Origin of the sequence: Chitinophaga sp. CF118, assembly GCF_900112615.1 — a bacterium.
GTDB lineage: Bacteria > Bacteroidota > Bacteroidia > Chitinophagales > Chitinophagaceae > Chitinophaga.
In genome coordinates, this window is sequence record NZ_FOMK01000014.1 from 13,083 (window position 1) to 35,742 (window position 22,660).

Below are 22,660 nucleotides of genomic sequence, written 5' to 3' on the forward strand. Positions count from 1 at the left end.
GTTAAATCGTTAGCATGAAAACGCTGGAGGAACTGGAAGAGGATATCCGGGAATTGCTGATCCTCAATAACAGGGATGTCAACATCCATAATTACCCTGATCTGATAAGCAATGCAAGAGAACTGGGATTCGATACAGGTGCATTAGCGGTGCTTGTGAGTGAAGTATATGGAAAGACAGACTGGCGGGCATATGATCGTATTTACGAACAGTTAAATGCAAGTGAGACTGTTGCTAGAGGGGCTTTTTTTGATAAGGATGCAAAACAGATTATCGAAAGTGTAAAGAATGATTTACCTGCGCAGAAAGTAATTCCATATATCATTTCTATCATCAGCAAAGAACCATATAATTTTGAACCACGTGACCTTACCCCGCCGGATTGGAGTTCTTTCCGTAATTTCTGGATGCATGATGAGGCGTGGCAACGTTACCAGCAACAGGTAGAACCTGTTTACTGGTGTGATGTGAAAGCTACTACCCTGGAACAAATAGGAGAAATATCCTTTCGTAAAAAAGAGGAAGCGATGGAATATCTGGAGAATAAACTCTATCTGCCACCGCTTGTAACACTGCTGACAAGAAACGTGTCGCGGACAAAATCATTTGAACGGATCTTTGAAGAAGAGAAAGACCTGGAGAAGAGATATCTTACTATTATATACCGGCTTAATAACAATCTGCCTTTCCGCTTTCATGGTAAAACGTATAATACGGTAGCAGAGCTGTTGAATGATGGCTGTGACTCCCATGAATTATTTCTTCAGATGGAAGCACTCTATGGGAAAGGGCATATGCATATCTGGCTGAAGGAAGTCAACGCTGAACAGGAGAAGTTCCTGACAGAACAAAACGATAAAAACGGATTTCTGACCTTCCTGTATAAAGTAAATAATCAATATCCTTATTACCTGAATGGGAAAAGATATAACTCACCTGTGCAGTTAACTGAGGCCGCAAAAAACACAGGGGTAGTATGGCCTGAAATATTTTCTGCTATTAATGCCGGGCATCTGCAAACCTGGTTTGCAGGACTGAATAATCAACATTGGAACGATCAGCTGGTTCATGGGATTTCAACGATTACCAGTTCAGGATTTTATAGTGAAGAAGAACATAAGCTGGCTACTGTACAAACGTTGATCAACCTGGTAGATCCTGCTTCTCCAATACCATCTGTAAAGGCAGTACCAGAATCGTTATCATTTCTGAATACAGAGGCCAGCAAACCTGTAGAGCAGGTTATACAGCTAAGGTTGGCAGGTAGTGGATTTGTTAAAGTGAAGGTGCAACTGGATGAGGAGTTTGAAGGAGTTAGCATCGATAAAGAGTTTATAAAATTCTATAGTCTTGTCGATAATAATACCGGTGAAATAAAATTGCGCATTCAACCGATGATGCTGGTTAAAGACAGAATTTATAATGTGAACATTGTTGTTACTTCAATATATGAACAGGTCCATATTCCGGTAACGATTTCTGTTACATTCCCTAAGAGAGCCTACATATTGGAGATGATGAAGTTTAGTGCGATAGGTGCTTTGTTTTTCATGCTCATAATATCCATTGCACCTGTACTATATAATTATCCTGATGATGTCAATTATTTCTCACAGGATACATCGATCTCTGATTTGCCACCGGGTTTTCTTGGATTCCTGTTTACTTTCCTCTTACTGATTAGCGGATTATGGTACTCTTATCGCTTTATTAAACAGAAATACAAAACAAATGTAAATGACTGATTTAATTTCTACTGCAATTGCGGAGCTTGAGAAAAATAAACGCAATCGCAAACGTAAAGTATGGGCAGCAGTGATTATTATTCTGGCATTAATAATGATTAAGCCGGTTTCCATTTTTAGTGTCAACTTCTTCCTTTTCTTTAGTAAACTATTTAATACTGGGGGAGCACTTCCCAATCAGGTACTCTGGGCTATCCTGGGAATATTTGTGGGTGCTATATATGGTGCATGGGCTGCCAGAAGAAAATATAACCTTGATGCTAAATGGGTATTGTATCCTGTTGGAGGACTAACCTTATTTATCTTAATCTGTCTGCTCATTAATAAGGTATAGAATCCTCCACTATTCATACTGCCTGCTGATTTTTCTTATTAAAGTTACATAATCCATTGGGTGCTTCCTGCTTGATTTAAGTTTGCCAACTGAATACAGTTGTACAGAAACAGCGTATTTTAAATTAAGTGTTTTATTAACATTTAATTTTTACCTATATTGGTTTTACAAAAGGTGTAATGAAAATTGCACCTTTTGTTTAGGTCTGATTCCACTAGATAAACTGATAGAGATGAAAATTAATATAACCCTCCTTGTATTGTTGACGTTGGCAATGCATGGAGTTGTTGCCCAATCCACGGAATTGCAGTACCTCTCTGGTACTGGTAGTGATAAGACTATAGACTGGCAATTTTATTGTACCGGTGGTAGTAATGCTGGTAAGTGGACAACCATCCCGGTACCTTCCTGTTGGGAGTTACAGGGTTTTGGTAAATATGATTATGGATTTACTGCAGACAGTATCCGGGGTAAAGAAACCGGTTTATATAAATATGCTTTTAATGTTCCTGTCGCCTGGAAAGGCAAAAAGATCAATATTGTTTTTGAAGGAGTAATGACAGATGCGGAGGTAAAGATAAATGGTAAATCCGCTGGAGCGGTGCATCAGGGCGCTTTTTATGCATTTAAATATGATATCACCGGATTATTAAACTATCCAGGTAAGAACCAGATCGAAGTAAAAGTAGCCAAGCATTCCGCTAATAAATCTGTAAATGAAGCCGAGCGTAAAGCAGACTTCTGGATCTTTGGTGGCATTTTCCGTCCCGTATTTTTAGAAGCCCTACCCGAAGAACATATTGCAGAAGTAGCAATTGAAGCAAAGGCCGATGGCTCTTTTAATGCAAAACTGCTGGTAAATGCATCCGGGGCAAAGCAGGTATCTGTTCAGGTGTATGATATGGCCGGAAAGGTAATAGGAAAGAAGGTTATAGAGACTGTGAATGATCATGAATCCATTATTCATACCTCATATGATCATATCCAACTCTGGTCATCCGAATTTCCTAATTTATACATGGCTGAAATTTCTTTACTGGATGAAGGGAAAATAATACATACCATAAAACAGCGTTTCGGCTTTCGTACAGTAGAAGTGAAACAACGGGATGGCGTCTATGTGAATGGTGTTAAAGTTAAATTCAAAGGAGTGAACCGTCACTCTTTTCGTCCGGAAACCGGGAGAACGACCAGCAAGCAGATAAGTATAGAAGATGTGTTGCTGATCAAAGAAATGAACATGAATGCTGTCCGCATGTCGCATTATCCTCCTGATGCGCATTTCCTGGATGTATGTGATTCACTGGGGCTATACGTTATGGATGAACTGGCGGGATGGCACGGCAATTATGATACTCCTACGGGTACTAAGCTGGTACAGGAAATGCTTGTGCATGATGTGAATCATCCATCAGTTGTGTTCTGGGCCAATGGTAATGAAGGCGGCCATAACCTGGCACTTGATCACCTGTTTCCTGAGCTGGATCCACAACAGCGCCCTGTGGTGCATCCCTGGCAATTGTTTAATGGTATTGAAACACAGCATTATCGTGAGTATAATTATGGCATCGGTAATTATGAGAACGGAAGAGAAATTGTGATGCCCACGGAATTCCTGCATGGGCAATTCGATGGCGGACATGGTGCAGGACTGGAAGACTATTGGGAAAAGATGTGGCATAACCCTTTAAGTGCAGGTGGCTTTTTATGGGACTTTGCAGATCAGGGTGTGGTGCGGAAAGATAAACACGATTCACTGGATACCGATAAACACAGAGGAGCAGATGGTATTGTAGGACCTCATCATGAAAAGGAGGGCAGCTTTTTTACAATCAAAGAAGTGTGGAGTCCCATCTGGTTTGAACGTAAAGAAATAACACCTGCTTTTGATGGCAGACTGAACATAGAAAACCGATATTGTTTTACGAACACAGACCAATGCAGCTTTAGCTGGCAACTGAAAAAACTGGATGGATCCCAGGCAACTACAGCAAACGAAGCATTGCAGGAAGAACAGAAACAGAACATAGCCAAAGAGATTACTGGTATAATTAAAGCTCCGCATATCAACCCTTTTGAGAAAGGTGTATTACAGTTACAATTACCTTCCGACTGGCGTACTTACGATGTATTGTATGTAACAGCAAAAGACGTTCATCAGCATGAAATATTTACATGGAGTTTCCCGGTAGCAAGTCCCTCTCAAATAGCCATGAGTAAGCTGGATACACTAGGTAAAGCTAGTGTTATATTGAAAGAACAGGATTCTTTATGGCTGGTGTCTGCTGGTAATATAAGTTTATCATTCAACAACAAAAACGGATTATTGAGTGATGTCAAAAATGGAACAACCACTATTCCTTTTCATGATGGCCCTGTATTGCAGGAAGGAGAGAATAACTTTAAAGGATTCTCTTATCGTTTTGAAGAAAAGAAGCTGGTGATCAACTCTTCCTTTGACAGGAAAATTAGCTTTAATACTTTACAATGGACAATCTATCCATCAGGTATTGTAAGGATGGAAGTACGATATTTTCCTGGGGCTTATTTTACTTCATTTGTTGGGGTAAACTTCTCTTTCCCTGAACGGGAAATGAAGGCTGTAGAATATATGGGCAACGGTCCTTACCGCGTTTGGAAGAATAGACTTAAAGGCACCAGTTTTGGAGTATGGCATAAAGATTACAATGATACAGAAACCGGTGAAAGCTGGAATTACCCAGAGTTTAAAGGATATCATGCTAAAATGTACTGGTGTAAATTCATCACAACAACACAGCCATTTACCGTGTATACAGAAAATGAAGATCTGTTCCTGCGGTTATTTACACCAGCCGGGAAAACGGACCAATGGCATAATTACGAACCTGTTTTTCCGAATGGTGATCTCTCCTTTATGCAAGGCATCAGTAGCATTGGTACTAAAACCCAGCGTAACGAAACAACCGGCCCAATGGGGATGAAGAATATCTTCTACGATTATGAAAAAGATCCTTCAAGGGCATTGAGAATGGTGTTATACTTTGATTTCTCAGGTAAATAAAGAGATAAGAATGCCACTTATGGAATACTCTGTAAATGTTTTCGTATTTTTAATTATCTTACTGACACTTATTAGGCCGTTATGAATATATGAATAACCCATAGTTATAACCACGTATTCTGATGTTATGAAAAAATAGAAAGTATAGTACATACAGGTTTCAATTATAACCCATGAAGAAGAACAAATTAATAGCCCTGTTAACCGTGTGCCTGTTAAGCACACAATGCTTGCTGGCACAGCAAACTTCAGACAGTGCTTATAAAAGACCACTGAAAGTAGTACTGGCTGACATTGAACAGCGATTTGATGTAAAGATCAGGTATACAGAGCCACAAGTAGCGGACAAGTGGGTTACATATGCCGACTGGCGTTACAGACCCACTCTGGAAGCTACATTGGATAATGTACTAAAGCCGCTGGACCTGAAAGCAAGGAAAGACAAAGAGAAAGTATACAAGCTGGGTAACTATGAATATTACCGCTGGCCGGTAGCAGAAGGATGGGCCGAGCTGGACAGAATAGCCACACAATACAATACCCTGCCTGAATGGGAACAGCGAAAAACACAACTGAAACAATGTCTGCTGGAGGCATTGCAATTATCTCCTTTACCTGCTGCTCCTGCCTCAAAACCTATTATCACATCTGAAAGAAAGTATGACGGTTATACTGTACGCAATATCGCCATTGAAGTATTACCCGGATTATACATCAATGGCTCTCTGTATAAACCTGCTAAATACAAAGGAAAGATTCCTGTAATCCTCAATCCTGATGGTCACTGGGAACATCAGCGTTACAGGTCCGACTGCCAGTACCGTTGTGCCGTATTGGCCCGTATGGGTGCTATGACATTTAGTTACGACCTGTTTGCCTGGGGAGAGTCACTCTTACAATTTGACATAAAAGACCATCAGAAAAGTCTGGCGATGACCATCCAGGCATTAGGCAGCATTCGCATTCTTGATTACCTGTTATCCCTGAAAGATGCAGATACGGCAAGAGTAGGTATCACTGGAGGTTCCGGAGCCGGTAGTCATACTGTGTTAATGACGGCGCTTGACAATCGTATTAAGGTCAGCGCTCCTGTGGTAGCCATCAGTTCGTATTTCTACGGAGGTTGTCCCTGTGAAAGCGGGATGCCCATTCATGCCTGTGGTAACAGGACTGATAATGTGGAAATAGCTGCTATGGCGGCTCCACAACCGCAATTGCTGGTGAGTGATGGGGGAGACTGGACCGACAAAACACCTGAGCATGATTTTCCCTATCTGCAAAAGATCTATGGTTATTACAACAAAACAGGGAATGTAGAAAATGTACATCTGCCCACAGAAGGACATGATTTCGGTATCAACAAACGAAAAGCAGTATATGCCTTTATGATAAAATACCTGGGCCTGCAAAATGATACAGATGAATCGAAGATTACAATAGAAAAGGAATCCGCTATGTATGTATTCGGTGATAAAGGAGAGAAACTTCCAGCCAATGCTATTCATGGCTTTGCGCAACTGGAAAAAGTATGGAAAGCAGCTATTACAAAATGAAAATACTAACGTGGATCATAACCTGTCTGTTTATCTGTATACCATATGCAGGTGCTGTGGATATTTATGTGACGGTGACTGGTAATGATCATTACCCAGGTACGGTAGCACAACCTAAAGCCTCATTAGCAGCGGCTTTGCAACAGGCAAGGGAACTGAGAAGATTAAACGATCCTTCCATAAAAGGGGGTATTCATATCATTTTAAAAGGAGGCACCTACTTCCTTGATGCCACTGTATTTATTCGTCCGGAGGATGCCGGAACAGCTGATAGTCCAACGCTGATAGAAGCCGCTAAAGGTGAAATTCCGGTATTGAGTGGGGGAATAGTAGTAAAAGGCTGGAAGCCGCTGAAAACGGCTTTAAATGGCCTGCCTGCGATAGCGAAAGGAAAGGTATGGGTAACTGATCTGGAAGAGCCATTTAATTTCAGACAGCTTTGGGTGAATAACCGGAAGGCTATCAGAGCAAAGGATAACAATGGCGATAGTATGCACCGCATCCTCTCCTGGAATCATCAAACAGAACAATGCTGGATTCCAACACCTGAAACACCTGATCTGAAACAGGCCGCAGGATTGGAAATGTTCATTCATCAGTGGTGGGCCATAGCAATGCTGCGGATTAAAAAGATTGAAATGCATGGTGATAGTTCACTACTATCATTTTATCAGCCTGAAAGCAGAATTCAATCAGCTCATCCCTGGCCTGCTCCCTGGGAATCAAAAGAGTCTGGTAACTCTGCTTTCTATTTAACGAATGCTTTGCAATTGTTAGATGAACCGGGGGAATGGTACTTAGATCAGAAAGCACAAAAACTTTATTATTGGCCCCGTACAAATGAAAACCTGTCAACTGCCACCGTAATAGCTCCTGTATTGGAAACACTGGTAACCATGAGTGGTACTATTGATCAGCCGGTATCTTATGTGTTTTTTAAAGGGATCTCTTTTCAGCATACAGGCTGGCTGCGTCCTTCCCGCCAAGGGCATGTGCCTTTACAATCCGGGATGTATCTGCTGGATGCTTATAAGTTGAATGTTCCAGGTACACCGGATAAAAAAGGATTGGAGAATCAGGCCTGGGTAGGCAGACCAGCGGCTGCCGTGGAAGTAACTTATACTGAGCATACAGGGTTTGAATCCTGTCGGTTTGAACATTTGGCTTCTACAGGACTGGACTATAAAAGAGGGAATCATAACGATCTTATTAACGGTAATCTGTTCCGCGATATCGGTGGTACGGGTATTCAGCTGGGCGTGTATTCAGATGAGGCATTTGAAGCGCATCTCCCTTATCATCCTGCAGATCTGAGAGAAGTATGTAGTCATACACAGATCACGAATAACCTGGTTACTAATGTTACAAATGAAGACTGGGGCACGTTGGGCATCAGTGCGGGATATGTGAAAGATGTAACTATTGCGCATAATGAAGTGAATGAAGTATCGTATTCCGGTATTAGTATTGGCTGGGGATGGACTAAGACCATCAATGTGATGAGCAATAATAAAATACTGTCTAACAAAATCCATCATTATGCTAAACATATGTATGATGTTGCTGGTGTGTATACTTTATCTGCGCAACCAGGTTCTGTGATTGGTGAGAATTATATCGACAGCATCTATAAAGCACCTTACGCACATATCCCCACGCATTGGTTCTATTTATACACCGATGAAGGAACATCTTATTATACAGTGAAAGACAACTGGTGTCCTTCGGAGAAATTCTTACAGAATGCAAATGGTCCCAATAATGTATGGCAGAATAATGGTCCGCGGGTAGCCGACAGTATCAAACAGACAGCCGGTTTAGAAGAGGCATATAAACATATGCTGTCGGAGAATATAGAACAACATAATGGGGAAATAAACATCAACTAACTATGACTAAAAACCTTATACTTCTGTTTACGCTGCTTATACTGTGGCAATGCTCTTTTGCACAATCTCAACAAACACATGCTACATGGATCTGGTATCCAGGTGATTTTGAAATCTGGTTAAGTAATCAGATGCAGAATCGTCGTACCGACAGAGGAACGTTTTTTCCTGTTTTCTGGAAAGTTGACAGTCATTACCCACTGGTAGATTTTCATAAGGAGTTTAATATCTCTCAGCCGGAAGAAGTCAGTATTTATGCAGAAGGAAATTATAACGTAAAGTTAGATGGAAAACCTTTTGAAGGAGCACCACAGAAAATAATCATTCCTGCCGGAAAACATAAAATCAATGTAAAGGTTTTCAATCAGGCAAATGTGCCTGCAATCTACATAACCGGGAAAACGATTTTCTCTGATAATAGCTGGCTGGTTACATTTGAAGATAAAGAATGGATTGATGAAACCGGTAAAACTTCGGACATTTCAGCTACAAAATGGCTGAATGCAGGAAAGTGGAATTTTGATTATCCAGTGAATCCGCCATCTACTTTTAAATTACCAGTTACTCCGCAAAACGCCGTTAGTAAAAATGGAAATCTTATTGATTTCGGTAAAGAAACTTTTGGATTCGTAAAACTGAATGGTATACGTGGCACAGGTAACATCACCTTATATTACGGAGAAAGTAAAGAGGAAGCATTGAGTGTAGAAGGCGCTGTAACGCTGGACAGATTATCTTTTCAGCAACCGGTAAAGAAAGATTCCGTAATGCCGTTATCAAAAGCATTCCGTTATGTGAATGTGGTGACAGATGGAACTATACAGGTAGATTCTGTTACAATGTTGTATGAATATGCTGATGTAAAAGAGAAAGGTAGTTTCAGATGTTCTGATGAAGAAATTAATAAGATCTATGATGTAGCTAAATATACTTTCCGGTTAAATACCAGGGAATTTTTTATCGATGGTATTAAGCGGGATAGATGGGTATGGAGTGGAGATGCTTATCAGAGTTATCTGATGAATTATTACCTCTTTTTTGATAATGAAACTGTATCCAGAACCATGCTGGCATTAAGAGGTAAAGACCCCGTAACTGGTCATATCAATACCATTATGGATTATAGTTTTTACTGGTTCCTGGGGATCTATGATTACTATTTATATACCGGAGATAAAGATTTTATCAAACAATTCTACCCACGGATGCAGGGGCTGATGGAGTATTGCCTGGGTAGAAGAAATAAAGATGGGTTGATGGAAGGGATGCCGGGCGACTGGATCTTTATTGACTGGGCAGATAAACTGAGTAAAAAGGGTGAAGTCAGCTTTGAACAATTATTATTATGCCGTAGCCTGGAAACAATGGCGCTCTGTGCAGATATCACCAATGAGAAAACCGATGCCACAAAATATAAACAGTATGCTGCTGAGCTGAGAACAAAACTTTTCTCACTTTACTGGAATGAATCAAAAAAGGCATTAGTACATAGTCGCATTGATGGGAGGCAAACAGAAAACGTAACACGTTATGCCAATATGTTCGCCATCTTCTTTGATTATTTTAACCAGCAACAGAAAGACGACGTTAAAAAATCAGTATTACTGAATGACAGTATTCAGCGCATTACCACACCTTATATGCGTTTCTATGAACTGGAAGCATTGTGTGCAATGGGTGAACAGGATTATGTATTGAAGGAAATGAAGGATTATTGGGGAGGGATGTTAAAACTGGGAGCCACCAGCTTCTGGGAAGAATACAAACCCTCTTTGAAAGGCGCTGCACATTATGCCATGTATGGCAGGGAATTCGGCAAGAGCCTTTGCCATGCATGGGGAGCGAGCCCTCTTTATTTGTTGGGTAAATATTATCTCGGGGTAAAACCAACAGCACCTGGTTATGAAACATATACGATTCAGCCTGTGTTAGGCGGTCTGCAATGGATGGAAGGCCGTGTACCAACACCTAAAGGTGAGATTGCTGTAAAATGCAGCACTAAAGAAATTACCATCAATACAGCGGAAGGAATTGGAACATTACGTTTCCGGAGTACTGTAAAACCAGTATGTAAAACCGCCGTAATAGAAAAGAAAGACGACTGCTATGAATTAACCCTTCAACCTCATCAAACTTATATTGTAAGTTATGCAGCTAAGAAATAAATTACTGAGTGTATTCATTATTATCTCTATAAATACTTTCGCACAGAAAGGATTAGTCAATACAGCCGCAAGCCCATATGCAAAGCTAAGCAGTGTGGATATGGGAAGTGTACAATGGACACAGGGATTCTGGGCAGAGCGTTTCGAAGTATGTAAGAATGCCATGGTGCCACATTTATGGGAAACCTACCATGATGCAGGGAAATGTCATTCTTTTAAGAACTTTGAAATTGCCGCCGGACTGGATACCGGATCTTTTAAAGGGCCTTCTTTTCATGATGGGGATTTTTATAAAACACTGGAAGCAGTAGCCAGTTTATATGCTGTTACAAAAGATCCTCAGCTGGACAATATGATGGATAGCGCCATTGCCGTGATAGCAAAAGCACAGCGGCAGGATGGATATGTATATACTAAGGCAATCATCGAACAAAAACAAACAGGTAAAAGAAAGATGTTTGATGATAAGCTAAGTTTTGAAGCTTATAATTTCGGACATCTTATGACTGCCGCCTGTGTACACTATCGTGCCACAGGCAAAACAACTTTGCTGCATGTTGCAGAAAAGGCCACGGATTTCCTGATTCAATTTTATAACACGGCCACGCCGGAGCAGACGCGTAATGCTATTTGTCCGTCTCATTACATGGGCATTATAGAACTTTACAGAACAACCGGCAACAAAAAATATCTCGCGTTGGCTAAAAAGCTGATCGACGTTAGAGGAATGACAGAAGGAACAGATGATAATTCGGACAGAGTTCCGTTCCGAGATATGAAAAGGGTAGTGGGTCATGCTGTAAGAGCGAACTATTTATTTGCAGGAGTGGCAGATGTATATGCAGAAACAGGGGACACCAGTTTATTACATACCTTAAATACGATGTGGGATGATGTGGTGAACAGGAAGATGTACATTACCGGTGGCTGTGGGGCTTTGTATGATGGGGTATCTGTAGATGGTATTTCTTATAACCCGGATACAGTGCAAAAGATTCATCAGGCTTATGGCAAAAATTATCAGCTGCCTAACTTCTCTGCACACAATGAAACCTGCGCCAACATTGGCAATGTATTATGGAACCGCCGGATGCTGGAATTAACGGGCGATGCCCGTTATGCTGATGTAGTGGAGCTCGCCTTATATAATAGTGTATTGAGTGGCGTTAGTATGGATGGTGATAAATTCTTTTACACCAATCCACTGGCTGTTTCTGCAAATTATCCTTACAGTCTGCGCTGGTCTGGCGGAAGAGAAAAATACATCTCATTATCTAATTGTTGTCCGCCAAATACAGTGCGAACTATTGCGGAAATAAGCAATTACATGTATAACGTATCCGATGAAGGATTATATATTGATATGTATGGAGGTAATGTACTAACAACAAAATTAAAAGATGGCTCTCCTATAAAATTGGAGCAACAAACTAATTATCCCTGGGATGGAAACATCGGGATTACCTTACAGGAAGCGCCTCTTAAAGAAACGTCTATCTTCCTGAGAATCCCGGGTTGGTGTAATAAAGCCACTCTGAGTGTAAACGGTAAGAGCATGCCTGTAACGGCTGCTTATGCCGAACTCAAACGGCAATGGAAAAAGGGCGATAAGATTGTACTTGTGTTAGACATGCCTGCTACTTTAATTGAAGCGAACCCTTTGGTAGAAGAAACGCGGAACCAGGTAGCTGTTAAGCGGGGTCCTATAGTTTATTGCCTGGAATCTGTCGATTTAAAGAAGGATCAGCAATTGTCGGATATCATTGTACCAGCCGCAATACAATTACAGCCTAAGCCTTTAAAAATAGATAATGGCAAAGTAATGGCGCTGGAAGGTGAGGCCAGATTATTACAACATAATAATTGGAATGGTACTTTGTATAAAGAAATGAACAAGAGCTCGCAGCCTGTTATGATAAAATGGATTCCTTATTATGCCTGGGCAAATCGTGGCAAAAGCGATATGAGTGTATGGCTGCCAGTGGGGAGATAAAAACATTCTTCATGATAATTGGTTGTTAATTTAAAAACTCCACTGCCCCAATTTACGTTAATTAGGTTAGTCGACTGCCCTAATTAACGTAAATTGGGGCAGTGGAGTTTTTTGCGTTAATGCAAAGTTAATATATTTCACTCTCCATTATTAGCGATACATCTACAGTTTCTTTATTCAGAATCACTATTGTCATGTAAAATGCAAACTCAATAAACATCCGGTTCTTAGCCATTTGTCACACACTTGATACCGTCATATAAAATTACTGCCAAATGGGTACAGCCCGCAATCCACTTAAATCTCAAGAGAATCTATTTCCTGAAAAGAAAAGATTCTGAATTTACCATCAGTAATTCTTAATAATAATTTTATATCGATATTAGTCAGAAATTTCTTACCTCGCATCCAAATCAGCTCATGATGTTCGTACGTTCATGTTTTCCGTTAGTGCTTCTTCTGATGGGTTCCCTTATTGCAACTGCTCAGAAAGATGACAATCCTACAGCTTTACTCCGTGGCCCATATTTACAGGTGGCTTCACCAACCAGCATCACTATACGCTGGCGTACTGATCCGGCTACCACCAGCAGGGTGCAATACGGAGACGGCCAGTTAAAAGAGGATACTGCTTTAACTACGGAACACATCGTAAGACTTACAGGATTACGGCCACATACCCGTTACTCCTATACAATAGGAGATTTGACAAAGGTATTGCAGGGGGATACTTCCAATTATTTCTACACACTTCCGGAAACTGGCAAAGCAGGTATATACAGGATCGGTGTATTTGGCGACTGCGGGAATAACTCCGTTAATCAACGGAATATAAAGCAGTCGGTATTGAAATACCTGGGTGAGAATTATATGGACGCCTGGTTACTACTGGGAGATAATGCTTATGAAAATGGTACAGATGCTGAATACCAGTCCAAATTCTTCAATATCTACAAAGATGATCTGCTGAAACAAAACCCGGTATTTCCTTCTCCTGGTAACCATGATTACAGTAATCAAATGTTTCCCGGTGCGGAAAAGATGGCAGAACGTATCAGCAAGATGGCCTATTACAAGAATTTTTCCATGCCCACGCATGGAGAGAGTGGAGGAATTGCCTCGAATACACCGGCGTTCTATTCTTTCGACATAGGAAACATCCACTTTTTATCACTGAACTCCTATCCACAGGAAGCAGAACAATATCGCCTGTTTGATACATTAAGCCAGCAAGTGCAATGGATAAAACGTGATCTGAAAGCGAATAAAAACAAGCAATGGATAATAGCCTACTGGCACCATCCTCCCTATACAATGGGTTCTCACAGCTCAGATGAAAATAAAGAACTGATTCTTATCCGGGAGAATTTTATCCGCATCCTGGAACGTAACGGTGTAGACCTGGTATTATGTGGTCACAGTCATGATTACGAGCGTTCCGGGTTAATGAAAGGACACTACGGAAAGGAAAATACTTTCAGCGCAGTTAAGCATAATCTCAGCACATCTTCCGGCTTATACGACGGAAGTGATAGCTCCTGCCCTTATGTAAAAGATGCCAGTCATGGGGGAACTGTTTATGTAGTGACTGGTTCTTCCGGCAAGCTGGGTGGTACGCAGCCTGCTTTCCCGCACAATGCTATGCAGTATTCTAATGCCACAGAAGGAGGCGCAAGTTTACTTGAAGTACAGGGCAACCGGCTGGATCTGAAATGGATCTGCGCAGATGGTGTGATCAGAGATCATTTTACGATGATGAAGAATGTGAACCAGCGTAAGGTAATTAAAGCGAAAGCCGGAACGAAGGTGACGCTCACAGCATCTTTTATTGGTGATTACAAATGGAGTGATCAGGATCAAACCACGCAAAGCATTACGGTAGTACCAAATGCAGGAACTACCACTTATGATGTGCAGGATAAGGAAAGTTGCATTAAAGACTCCTTTACCATTATAGCCACCAAATGAAGCTCATCTGCATTTGTTTATTGCTCGCAATAGCCTTGCCGGGAGAAAAACCGTTGACAGACTATTTCAGAAAAACGCAGGTCATCTTTGCCGCGAAGGCTATTTCTATGCAACAGGCCATCGCATTGATAGATGCGAAAAATCCGGCTACACTACAATATGCGAAAGAGTCGCTGAAACAATGCAGGGTCAGTTATAAACAGCTGGCTTTCTTTCTCGAATATTTCTTTACCAGCGAGGCTCATGTATTTAATGCACCCCCTAAATATGAAGTTGACGAGCCGTATATAGAATACGAAGCACCGGTAGGATTACAACAGATAGAATCACTGTTATACGATTCGGCCGTATACACTCATAAAACGGAATTGATGGCAGAAGCAGAAGTTGTAGCCAGTTCTGCGGCTGACCTGCCTTCTTTATTATATCACTTTTCTGCGACTGACGGACAGATCATCGAAAGTGTAAAACTGGAACTGATCCGTATCATGACGCTGTATATCTCCGGATACGATGCACCTAATCTCAAGAGTGGAATAGAAGAAGCTGCTGCTGCGATGACAGCCATCAACATAATTGTATCGCCTTATGTGAACGATAGCATACGTTATTCTCTGAAAAGGACGATAGAATATCTTCAAAAAGACAAAGACTTCGATACATTTAACCGGCTGGAATTTTTAACCGGTTATGCATTGCCGTTACAACGGCAACTGAATATCTTACAAGGTATTAATACCACTCCTGCGCTCAACGGAAATACTACTTTATTCAGCAAAGACGCCTTAAATAAGTCAGCATTTCCCGGAGCAAACCAAACCGGTGATACGAGCCTGGGACGGCGATTGTTTTTTGAAAAGGCTTTATCGGGTAATGGTACCCGGAGCTGTGCTACCTGCCATCAGCCTGATAAATATTTTATCGATGGAATGGCAAGAAATATTTCGTTAGAAGGTGGAGAACTACCGAGAAATACCCCCGGTTTATTATATGCCAGTTACCAGTATTCGCAGTTCTGGGATGGTAGAGCAAAGAGCCTGGAAGAGCAGATTGTAATGGTGATGCATAGTAAACAGGAAATGGATGCTGTTGATGATACTGTGATCCATCGTCTTAAAAATATTACCATGGATCAGGTAGTGAATTCACTGGCTGCTTATCTCCGCACATTAGCACCTTTTAATTCTCCATTTGATCATTATATAGCAGGTGATCATTCCGCATTAACACCACAACAGCAGCATGGATTTAACTTATTTATGGGCAAGGGGCAATGTGGTACCTGTCATTTCGCCCCACTGTTTAATGGATTAATACCACCCTTATATAACAGAACAGAATTCGAAGTATTAGGCACTCCGCAAACTGAAGATCTCCTGCATCCTTTTAAAGATGCTGATGAGGGGCGTTATTCCTTTTTTAGGATAGGGTTCTACGAAGGAGCATTTAAAACACCCACTATACGGAATGCGGCCGTAACTGGTCCATATATGCATCATGGTGCTTTCAGTAGTATGGAACAGGTCCTGGCCTTTTACGATAAAGGGGGAGGAGCCGGCATTGGATTAAAACTAACGAACCAGACACTTTCTGCCAGTCAGCTTCATCTGGAAGAGTCCGAAAAGAAAGCCATCATCGCTTTTATGGAAGCACTCACAGATCAATAACTCATTTTATTTTATCCAGGAATGCCTTTGTTTGTTCCCTGTAAATAGCAATCCTATGTGTTCGTACAAGGTCTGGTGTTACATTGTCTGCATTGGCTAGTTTTAAAGTAATCTTTTTCGATTCCAGTAACGGCATATGGCAATCAATACAATTCTTGCTCAACACTAATCCATTGGTAGGTTTAAACGTGCAGGTATTATGTGCCATACCATTTTCATTATGACAACTAATACATCGTGGTGAAAAGATCTGCGGACTATTCACTTCATTTACATGCACATCATGACAGGAAGCGCAATCCATTTTTTCTGTCATTTTAAAGCATTTACTGGCTGTGAGCAGTCCATATTGATTGCCGTGAACATCCAGTGCATCCAGGGAATCCGCTTTGAAATTGGGGCTGGAATAATCATTCAGGGGCTCGCCCACTATAAAGGAAAAGGCAGGTTTAATAGCTTTTCGCATACCTGAGTGGCATAATGCGCAGGCATCCAGCCGTTGTTGACGGGAAAGGTTTTTGATACCAATAATGTTTTGTGCCGTCTTTTCTTCCGGATGTTTGGTGTGGAATGCCACATGTGCAGCAGCAGCGCCGTGGCATCTTTCGCAATCCACGCCGTAAATGATTTTCTTTTTATTGAAGATAGTGCCTTCGGGTTTAACGGTTGTTGATGCATACGTGCTATGACATTCTATACATGCACCCTCAATTGGTCTGTTGAATTTCACATAATTAACCGGATAGCCGGGACTGTTACACCAGTCATTGTTTGGCGTATAATATGAAACCGGTAGCTGGAACAACTTATTCTGCTCCCAGTACAGATAGGTCTGTCCTTTTCTGCCGGAGCCTATTACAACACCAAAGGCCCGCTGTTCTGTAGGAATCCCATTAACATAAGCTGTTTGCCAGAAACCATCTTTCCGCTTTTCCAGTAATACTTCCATCCATTTGTTATATATGAATTCATTTTTTCCAGGTTCAAAACTTCCTTTGATAAACGCTTCGGATGCAGGTCTGGAAGTAAAGTAATGCGCGGTATGACGACTGCTGTCAAAGATATTTTTATGGCAGGACTGGCAGGATGTTGAGCCCGCAAATGCAGGATTTTCAGCTATTTTTCCCGATGTACTATTATTCAGAGAAGAGCACATCACACTGCCCACGATAATGATAACTACTATAATGAGGAAAACAAGAACTCGCATATCTGTTGTTTGAATGCCGAAGGTGACTATGATACAAACAAATAATATGATGATTTGGTTAAACAATTTGATCCTCCAGGAAGACAAGCTGTTTAATTGCCAGTGAAAAAACGTTCGTGCAGCTTTTTAGGGTATTCATGTAGTTTTTTTGCGATGCCCGTGTAATTCTCCGGAATAGGAATTGAATGAATACTTATATTGTAATAACGATAACAGTCATGTCCTCCTTGAGGGCAAGTTGATAGTAAGTTCGTAGTGAGTCTATAGTTGCTTCGTAGGTTGAACACCCTTTGGACGTAGGTTGGACACCCTTAGTTCGTCTTCAGGCTTTCAAACCACGGTTAACCTATTATCAAACCATGATTAAACCCTAATCGTGCTGTCCTGGCAGGGTTGAGGAATTAATCATCCATATTAGACGATGAGAAGCAGTTCTGATATTATTTCAGCTTATTCTTCCTCATTGAATACTTATAGAAGTCTTCTACTTTGGTTCTTGCCCAGGGAGTTTTGCGTAAGAATTTGAGACTGGATTGAACGGAAGGATTACTTGTGAAGCAATTGATGTTAATATGCCGGCCCAATTCTTCCCATCCATAGCTTTCTGCAAGATGGGTAACAATCATTTCAAGTGTTAGTCCGTGTAACGGATCATTGGACATGCTTTCTAACTTCATACCTGCAAAGATAAATTAAATAGTATGTATGCGAATTAGTATTTGTTTTTTGTACTTTGATATGCATAACCGAAACCTCATTATTTTGCGAATCATACTTTGCCTGCTGTCTGTTTTACCTATGATGGTGATGGCACAAAAGAAGAACGAACCCTTTCAGCTGCATATTCATCGGGCATCTTCTCCCGTTAAGATAGATGGTGTTATGGATGAGCAGGCCTGGCAGGATGCAGAGATGGCAACTGACTTCCATATGATCTTACCTATGGATACCAGTTATGCTAAAGTGCGTACAGACGTGCGTATGACGTACGACGATCAGCATATTTACCTGCTGGTGGTGAACTATAACGGGGTTCCTGGTCCTTATATGGTAGAATCATTACGGAGAGATTTTGCTTTTCTCAAGAATGATAACTTCCTGCTCTTCATGGACCCTTTCGACGACCAGACCAATGGTTACTCTTTTGGAGCTAATGCTGCAGGTGCCCAATGGGATGGGATTATGTACGACGGTGGGAAGGTAGACCTTAGTTGGGATAATAAGTGGAGCTCTGTAGTAAAGAATTATCCTGATAAATGGATCTTCGAAGCGGTCATTCCTTTTAAGACCATCCGTTATAAAAAGGGGATCAGCAAATGGGGGATCAATTTCGGGCGCAATGATCTGAAAACGACTGAAAAAAGTAGCTGGGCACCCGTTCCCCGGCAATTCCCTTCCGCTTCACTGGCCTACACAGGCGTGCTGGTATGGGATGTTCCACCGCCCGATCCCGGTCCTAATATCTCTGTGATCCCATATCTGCTTGGTGGAGTCAATAAGGATTACCAGGCAGGCAAACCAGAAAAATACCGGGGCGATGCAGGAGTAGATGCAAAGATCGCAGTCACCTCTTCCCTGAACCTGGATCTCACTATAAACCCCGATTTCTCTCAGGTAGACGTGGATAAGCAGGTCACGAATCTGGACCGGTTTGAACTGTTCTTTCCGGAAAAGCGGCAGTTCTTCCTTGAAAATGGTGATCAGTTCACCAACTTTGGTTACACCAACATCCGGCCTTTCTTTTCAAGACGAATAGGACTTGGCGTGCCTATCCTGTTCGGAGCCCGGTTGAGTGGTAAACTAAACCGGAACTGGCGACTGGGGTTAATGAATATGCAAACGGATGCTGAATCTTCCCTGGGTTTACCTTCCCAGAATTTTACCGTAGCGGCGTTGCAACGGCGTGTGTTTGCCCGTTCTAATGTCGGGCTGTTGTTCATCAACAAAGAATCTCTTAACTACAATCCTGACAAGATCACAGATAAGCCGGTCTATTCCCGTTATAACCGCAATTTCGGAATGGAATACAACCTGGCTTCCTCTAATAACTTCTGGACAGGCAAAGCGTTGCTGCTGAAATCTGCCAGTCCGGGTAAGTCCGGGCACGACTGGGTGCATGCGGCAAACCTTCAGTATACCAGCCGCACCTGGAATATCAGCTGGCAACATGAATACGTAGGGCGTAATTATAATGCCGAGGTGGGATATGTACCAAGGCAGGGATATATTAAGTTGTTGCCACAGATCACTCATTTATTTTTTCCTAAAACAGGAGCGGTGTTAAGTCATGGTCCACAGGTGCAACTCACTAATTTCTATGATGAGCATATGAATCGTACGGATAATGAACTGTTGCTTTCTTATGGTATTATTTTTCGTAAGCGGAATACATTAACAATATGGAGTACCAATAGTTATGTGCGGTTGTTACAGCCTTTTGATCCCACCAATACCGGGAAGGACAGTCTGGCAACTGGCACAAAACACAGTTGGAATACTGTGGGCGTTGATTATGTATCCAAGCCTCAGAGCCTTTTCACGTATTCTTTTTCCGGTCGTTATGGAGGTTATTATGCAGATGGCACACGGCTAACACTGGGAGGGGAATTGGGCTACCGCTTTCAGCCGTATGTAAGTATTGCGATGAGTACCACTTATAATGATATCCGGCTGCCGCAGCCCTGGGGCAGGAATGCTTTTCTGCTGGTAGGGCCACGGTTGGATGTTACAATGACCAATACGCTCTTTTTTACAGGTTTTATGCAGTACAATGAGCAATTGAAGAATATGAACCTGAATACCCGTTTCCAGTGGCGTTATCGCCCTGCATCTGATCTGTTCGTTGTATATACTGACAATTATTTGCCCGCACCATTAGCTATTAAGACACGCGCATTGGTAATAAAACTGGTGTATTGGTTAAACATCTGAATGCCGCCTGTTAAGGGATACGATAAAATTAACATATGATGTTTTGATGATTTCAGTAACGGTTGAGAGGGCTGTATTATTGAAGCGTGCTTGAAAAAGTTTTAATTTTTTTGTACCTTCATATAAATCACGTTGTCCGTTTCACACATTTTTATTTCACCCGAAACGGATATAAATGATTAAGCAAATACACTATGGGTAGATCACAAGAAACATTTAGTAAAAAAGAAAACGAAAAGAAAAGATTAAAAAAGAAAAAGGACAAGGAAGAAAAGAAGGCAGAAAGACAAGCCAATTCTAAGCCAGGAAAAACACTGGAAGAAATGATGGCGTACATTGATGAGAATGGTAACATTTCATCAACTCCCCCGGACCCTAAGAAAATGAAAGTCATCAGAACAGAAGATATCCAGATCGGAGTTGCTAAGCAGCAACCGATGGATGAGGCTGATCTGATCAGAAAAGGGGTGGTTACATTCTTTAATGAATCCAAAGGTTATGGCTTCATCAAAGATTTGCAAACACAGGAGAGCATTTTCGTACATATCAACGAATTGGTAGATGCGATCAGAGAGCATGACAAAGTAACCTTTGAAGTGCAGATGGGACATAAAGGCCCGAATGCAGTATCTGTGAAAAAGAGTAGCTAAGCACGAACCTTGTCTTATCTTTAGTATCCCTCTTATGGTATCGAAATATCATAATGGCACGAGTTTGACATCAGGTGAGAAAATTATAGTTAAATAACCGTCCTCATGGACGGTTTATTTTTTTGCATTGATTTCTGTCATTTTGATAAATATGAAAGTCTGATAGGAATAGAGGATATCCCGGAAGTTTTCAAAAATTCCCAAATATCAATTGAGTAGGTGATCAGACATGTTCATTCTCCTGTTTTTCAATTTCCTTTTTCACCTCTTCTATCAATTGTTGTTCTGTTGGCAAGTACAATTTGTATTCACTTGCGATAATCGTCTTGTTATTTTCTGGCAGGGAAATTTTCACGACAGCATTATTTTTTTCGGCACAGAGTAGAATTCCAATGGTAGGATTTTCAAAATCCTTCTTTTCATAGCGATCATAGTAATTAACATACATCTGCAATTGCCCGATATCCTGATGTGTAAGTTTTGTAGTCTTTATTTCAATGATGACAAAACATTGCAAAAGACGGTTGTAAAAAACAAGGTCAATGAAAAACTCATCTCCCTCAATGTTCAGCCGTTTCTGTCTTGCAACAAAGGCAAAACCATTGCCGAGTTCTAGTAGGAAGTCGTGTAAATGGGTAATAATAGCTTGCTCCAGATCTTTTTCGTAATAAGATGCTTCCCTGTGTAATCCTAAGAATTCAAGATACATAGGATCTTTGATAATTTCTTTAGCGTCAGACATCTGTTTTTCGTTTTTGGCTAGGGCTAATACACTTTCCCTGTCATTACTCATCAGTAGTCGTTCCCATAGACCGCTATGAATTTGGCGTTCTAACTGGCGCACAGTCCAATTGTTTTTAACGGTTTCTGCCATATAGAAATCTCTTTTGTCTTGATTATCAATTCGTATTAGTAGTTTGTACTGGCTCCAACTCAATTGCGAATACACTGTATTCGCAATTGGAAACGTCCGGTAAAACTGCCGGATTAGCTCTACCTGTCTTTTAGAAAAGCCGCTTCCGTATTCAGGTTCTAATTGTTCAGCTATGAATTTAGTAAGGTAATTGCCGTAATCTGCCCGGTCTTTTCCTACCTGCTCCTCTTCAAAAATACGCTGGCCAATATGCCAGTACATTATGGTACGCTCATGATCCACCAACCGGATAGCCTTGTCTTTCGCATTGTGAATAATGGTTTTAATATCTGCTATTACAGATTGATTGAGTAGCATGTAAAGAATTTTGAATTCTGTAAAACTACAAAAAATATGAAGCGTAACTATAAGATCATAGCATTATTTCTGTTCCATTTTTACCTTATTACATATTGATTATCTAATGTTTATATGGATATTTAAAGATTCAACTTTCCTTAAATCTTTCATTAGAATGTTCGAAATCTGTCCGCTCACCCCAACCAACAAATTAAAAAGCCTTCAAGTCATTAGACCTGGAGGTGAAATGGACAAATTAAACAGCCGGCTAGAAAATTCAGGGACCGGTATCAGAGAAA

Annotated in this window: 14 protein-coding genes; 11 read left to right on the top strand and 3 right to left on the bottom strand. The window is 41.1% G+C overall.

Going from position 1 to position 22,660, the window contains the following annotated elements; all coding sequences use genetic code 11:
* The first annotated feature begins 14 nt into the window (after positions 1 to 14).
* The 9 genes from BM176_RS29990 to BM176_RS30030 all read left to right on the top strand — a co-directional run bounded on the left by BM176_RS29990 (position 15) and on the right by BM176_RS30030 (position 16,357).
* Entirely contained in the window at positions 15 to 1,745 is a 1,731-nt protein-coding gene (locus tag BM176_RS29990; protein ID WP_090108103.1) for a hypothetical protein, read from the top strand.
* On the top strand, positions 1,738 to 2,079 hold the full coding sequence (locus BM176_RS29995) for a hypothetical protein (protein ID WP_090108104.1): 342 nt from the start codon (positions 1,738 to 1,740) through the stop codon (positions 2,077 to 2,079). The genes BM176_RS29990 and BM176_RS29995 overlap by 8 nt, the downstream gene beginning before the upstream one ends.
* 232 nt (positions 2,080 to 2,311) lie before the next feature.
* Positions 2,312 to 5,122 (top strand): glycoside hydrolase family 2 protein, encoded by a 2,811-nt coding sequence (locus tag BM176_RS30000; RefSeq protein ID WP_090108105.1) that lies wholly within the window; start codon positions 2,312 to 2,314, stop codon positions 5,120 to 5,122.
* A 173-nt stretch (positions 5,123 to 5,295) separates the two neighbouring features.
* A complete protein-coding gene (locus tag BM176_RS30005; protein WP_255373613.1) occupies positions 5,296 to 6,675 on the top strand; it encodes an alpha/beta hydrolase family protein in 1,380 nt (459 codons plus the stop codon).
* Positions 6,672 to 8,564, top strand: coding sequence for a right-handed parallel beta-helix repeat-containing protein (locus BM176_RS30010; protein ID WP_090108244.1), 1,893 nt, complete (start codon positions 6,672 to 6,674; stop codon positions 8,562 to 8,564). The genes BM176_RS30005 and BM176_RS30010 overlap by 4 nt, the downstream gene beginning before the upstream one ends.
* A 2-nt stretch (positions 8,565 to 8,566) precedes the next feature.
* Entirely contained in the window at positions 8,567 to 10,729 is a 2,163-nt protein-coding gene (locus BM176_RS30015; RefSeq protein ID WP_090108106.1) for an alpha-L-rhamnosidase-related protein, read from the top strand.
* Positions 10,713 to 12,722, top strand: a complete 2,010-nt coding sequence (locus BM176_RS30020; protein WP_090108107.1) for an aceric acid hydrolase — start codon at positions 10,713 to 10,715, stop codon at positions 12,720 to 12,722. Before BM176_RS30015 ends, BM176_RS30020 begins: the two co-directional genes overlap by 17 nt.
* 420 nt (positions 12,723 to 13,142) lie before the next feature.
* On the top strand, positions 13,143 to 14,690 hold the full coding sequence (locus BM176_RS30025; RefSeq protein ID WP_090108108.1) for a purple acid phosphatase family protein: 1,548 nt from the start codon (positions 13,143 to 13,145) through the stop codon (positions 14,688 to 14,690).
* On the top strand, positions 14,687 to 16,357 hold the full coding sequence (locus BM176_RS30030) for a cytochrome-c peroxidase (RefSeq protein WP_218162310.1): 1,671 nt from the start codon (positions 14,687 to 14,689) through the stop codon (positions 16,355 to 16,357). Before BM176_RS30025 ends, BM176_RS30030 begins: the two co-directional genes overlap by 4 nt.
* Position 16,358: 1 nt before the next feature.
* Here BM176_RS30030 and BM176_RS30035 read toward each other — a convergent pair whose 3' ends face one another.
* On the bottom strand, positions 16,359 to 17,567 hold the full coding sequence (locus BM176_RS30035; protein ID WP_090108109.1) for a multiheme c-type cytochrome: 1,209 nt from the start codon (positions 17,565 to 17,567) through the stop codon (positions 16,359 to 16,361).
* A 440-nt stretch (positions 17,568 to 18,007) separates the two neighbouring features.
* Positions 18,008 to 18,244 carry a VF530 family protein gene (locus BM176_RS30040; protein WP_090108110.1) on the bottom strand — a complete coding sequence of 79 codons (237 nt, stop codon included), beginning with the start codon at positions 18,242 to 18,244 and terminating at the stop codon, positions 18,008 to 18,010.
* 85 nt (positions 18,245 to 18,329) lie between these two features.
* Between BM176_RS30040 and BM176_RS30045 the strand changes: the two genes are divergently transcribed.
* Positions 18,330 to 20,498, top strand: coding sequence for a carbohydrate binding family 9 domain-containing protein (locus BM176_RS30045; protein WP_255373614.1), 2,169 nt, complete (start codon positions 18,330 to 18,332; stop codon positions 20,496 to 20,498).
* Between the two features lie 194 nt (positions 20,499 to 20,692).
* Positions 20,693 to 21,148, top strand: a complete 456-nt coding sequence (locus BM176_RS30050) for a cold-shock protein (RefSeq protein WP_090108112.1) — start codon at positions 20,693 to 20,695, stop codon at positions 21,146 to 21,148.
* Positions 21,149 to 21,371: 223 nt separating this feature from the next.
* On the opposite strand, the gene BM176_RS30055 is transcribed toward BM176_RS30050, so the two are convergent.
* A complete protein-coding gene (locus BM176_RS30055) occupies positions 21,372 to 22,379 on the bottom strand; it encodes a PDDEXK nuclease domain-containing protein (protein WP_090108113.1) in 1,008 nt (335 codons plus the stop codon).
* Positions 22,380 to 22,660 lie beyond the last annotated feature (281 nt).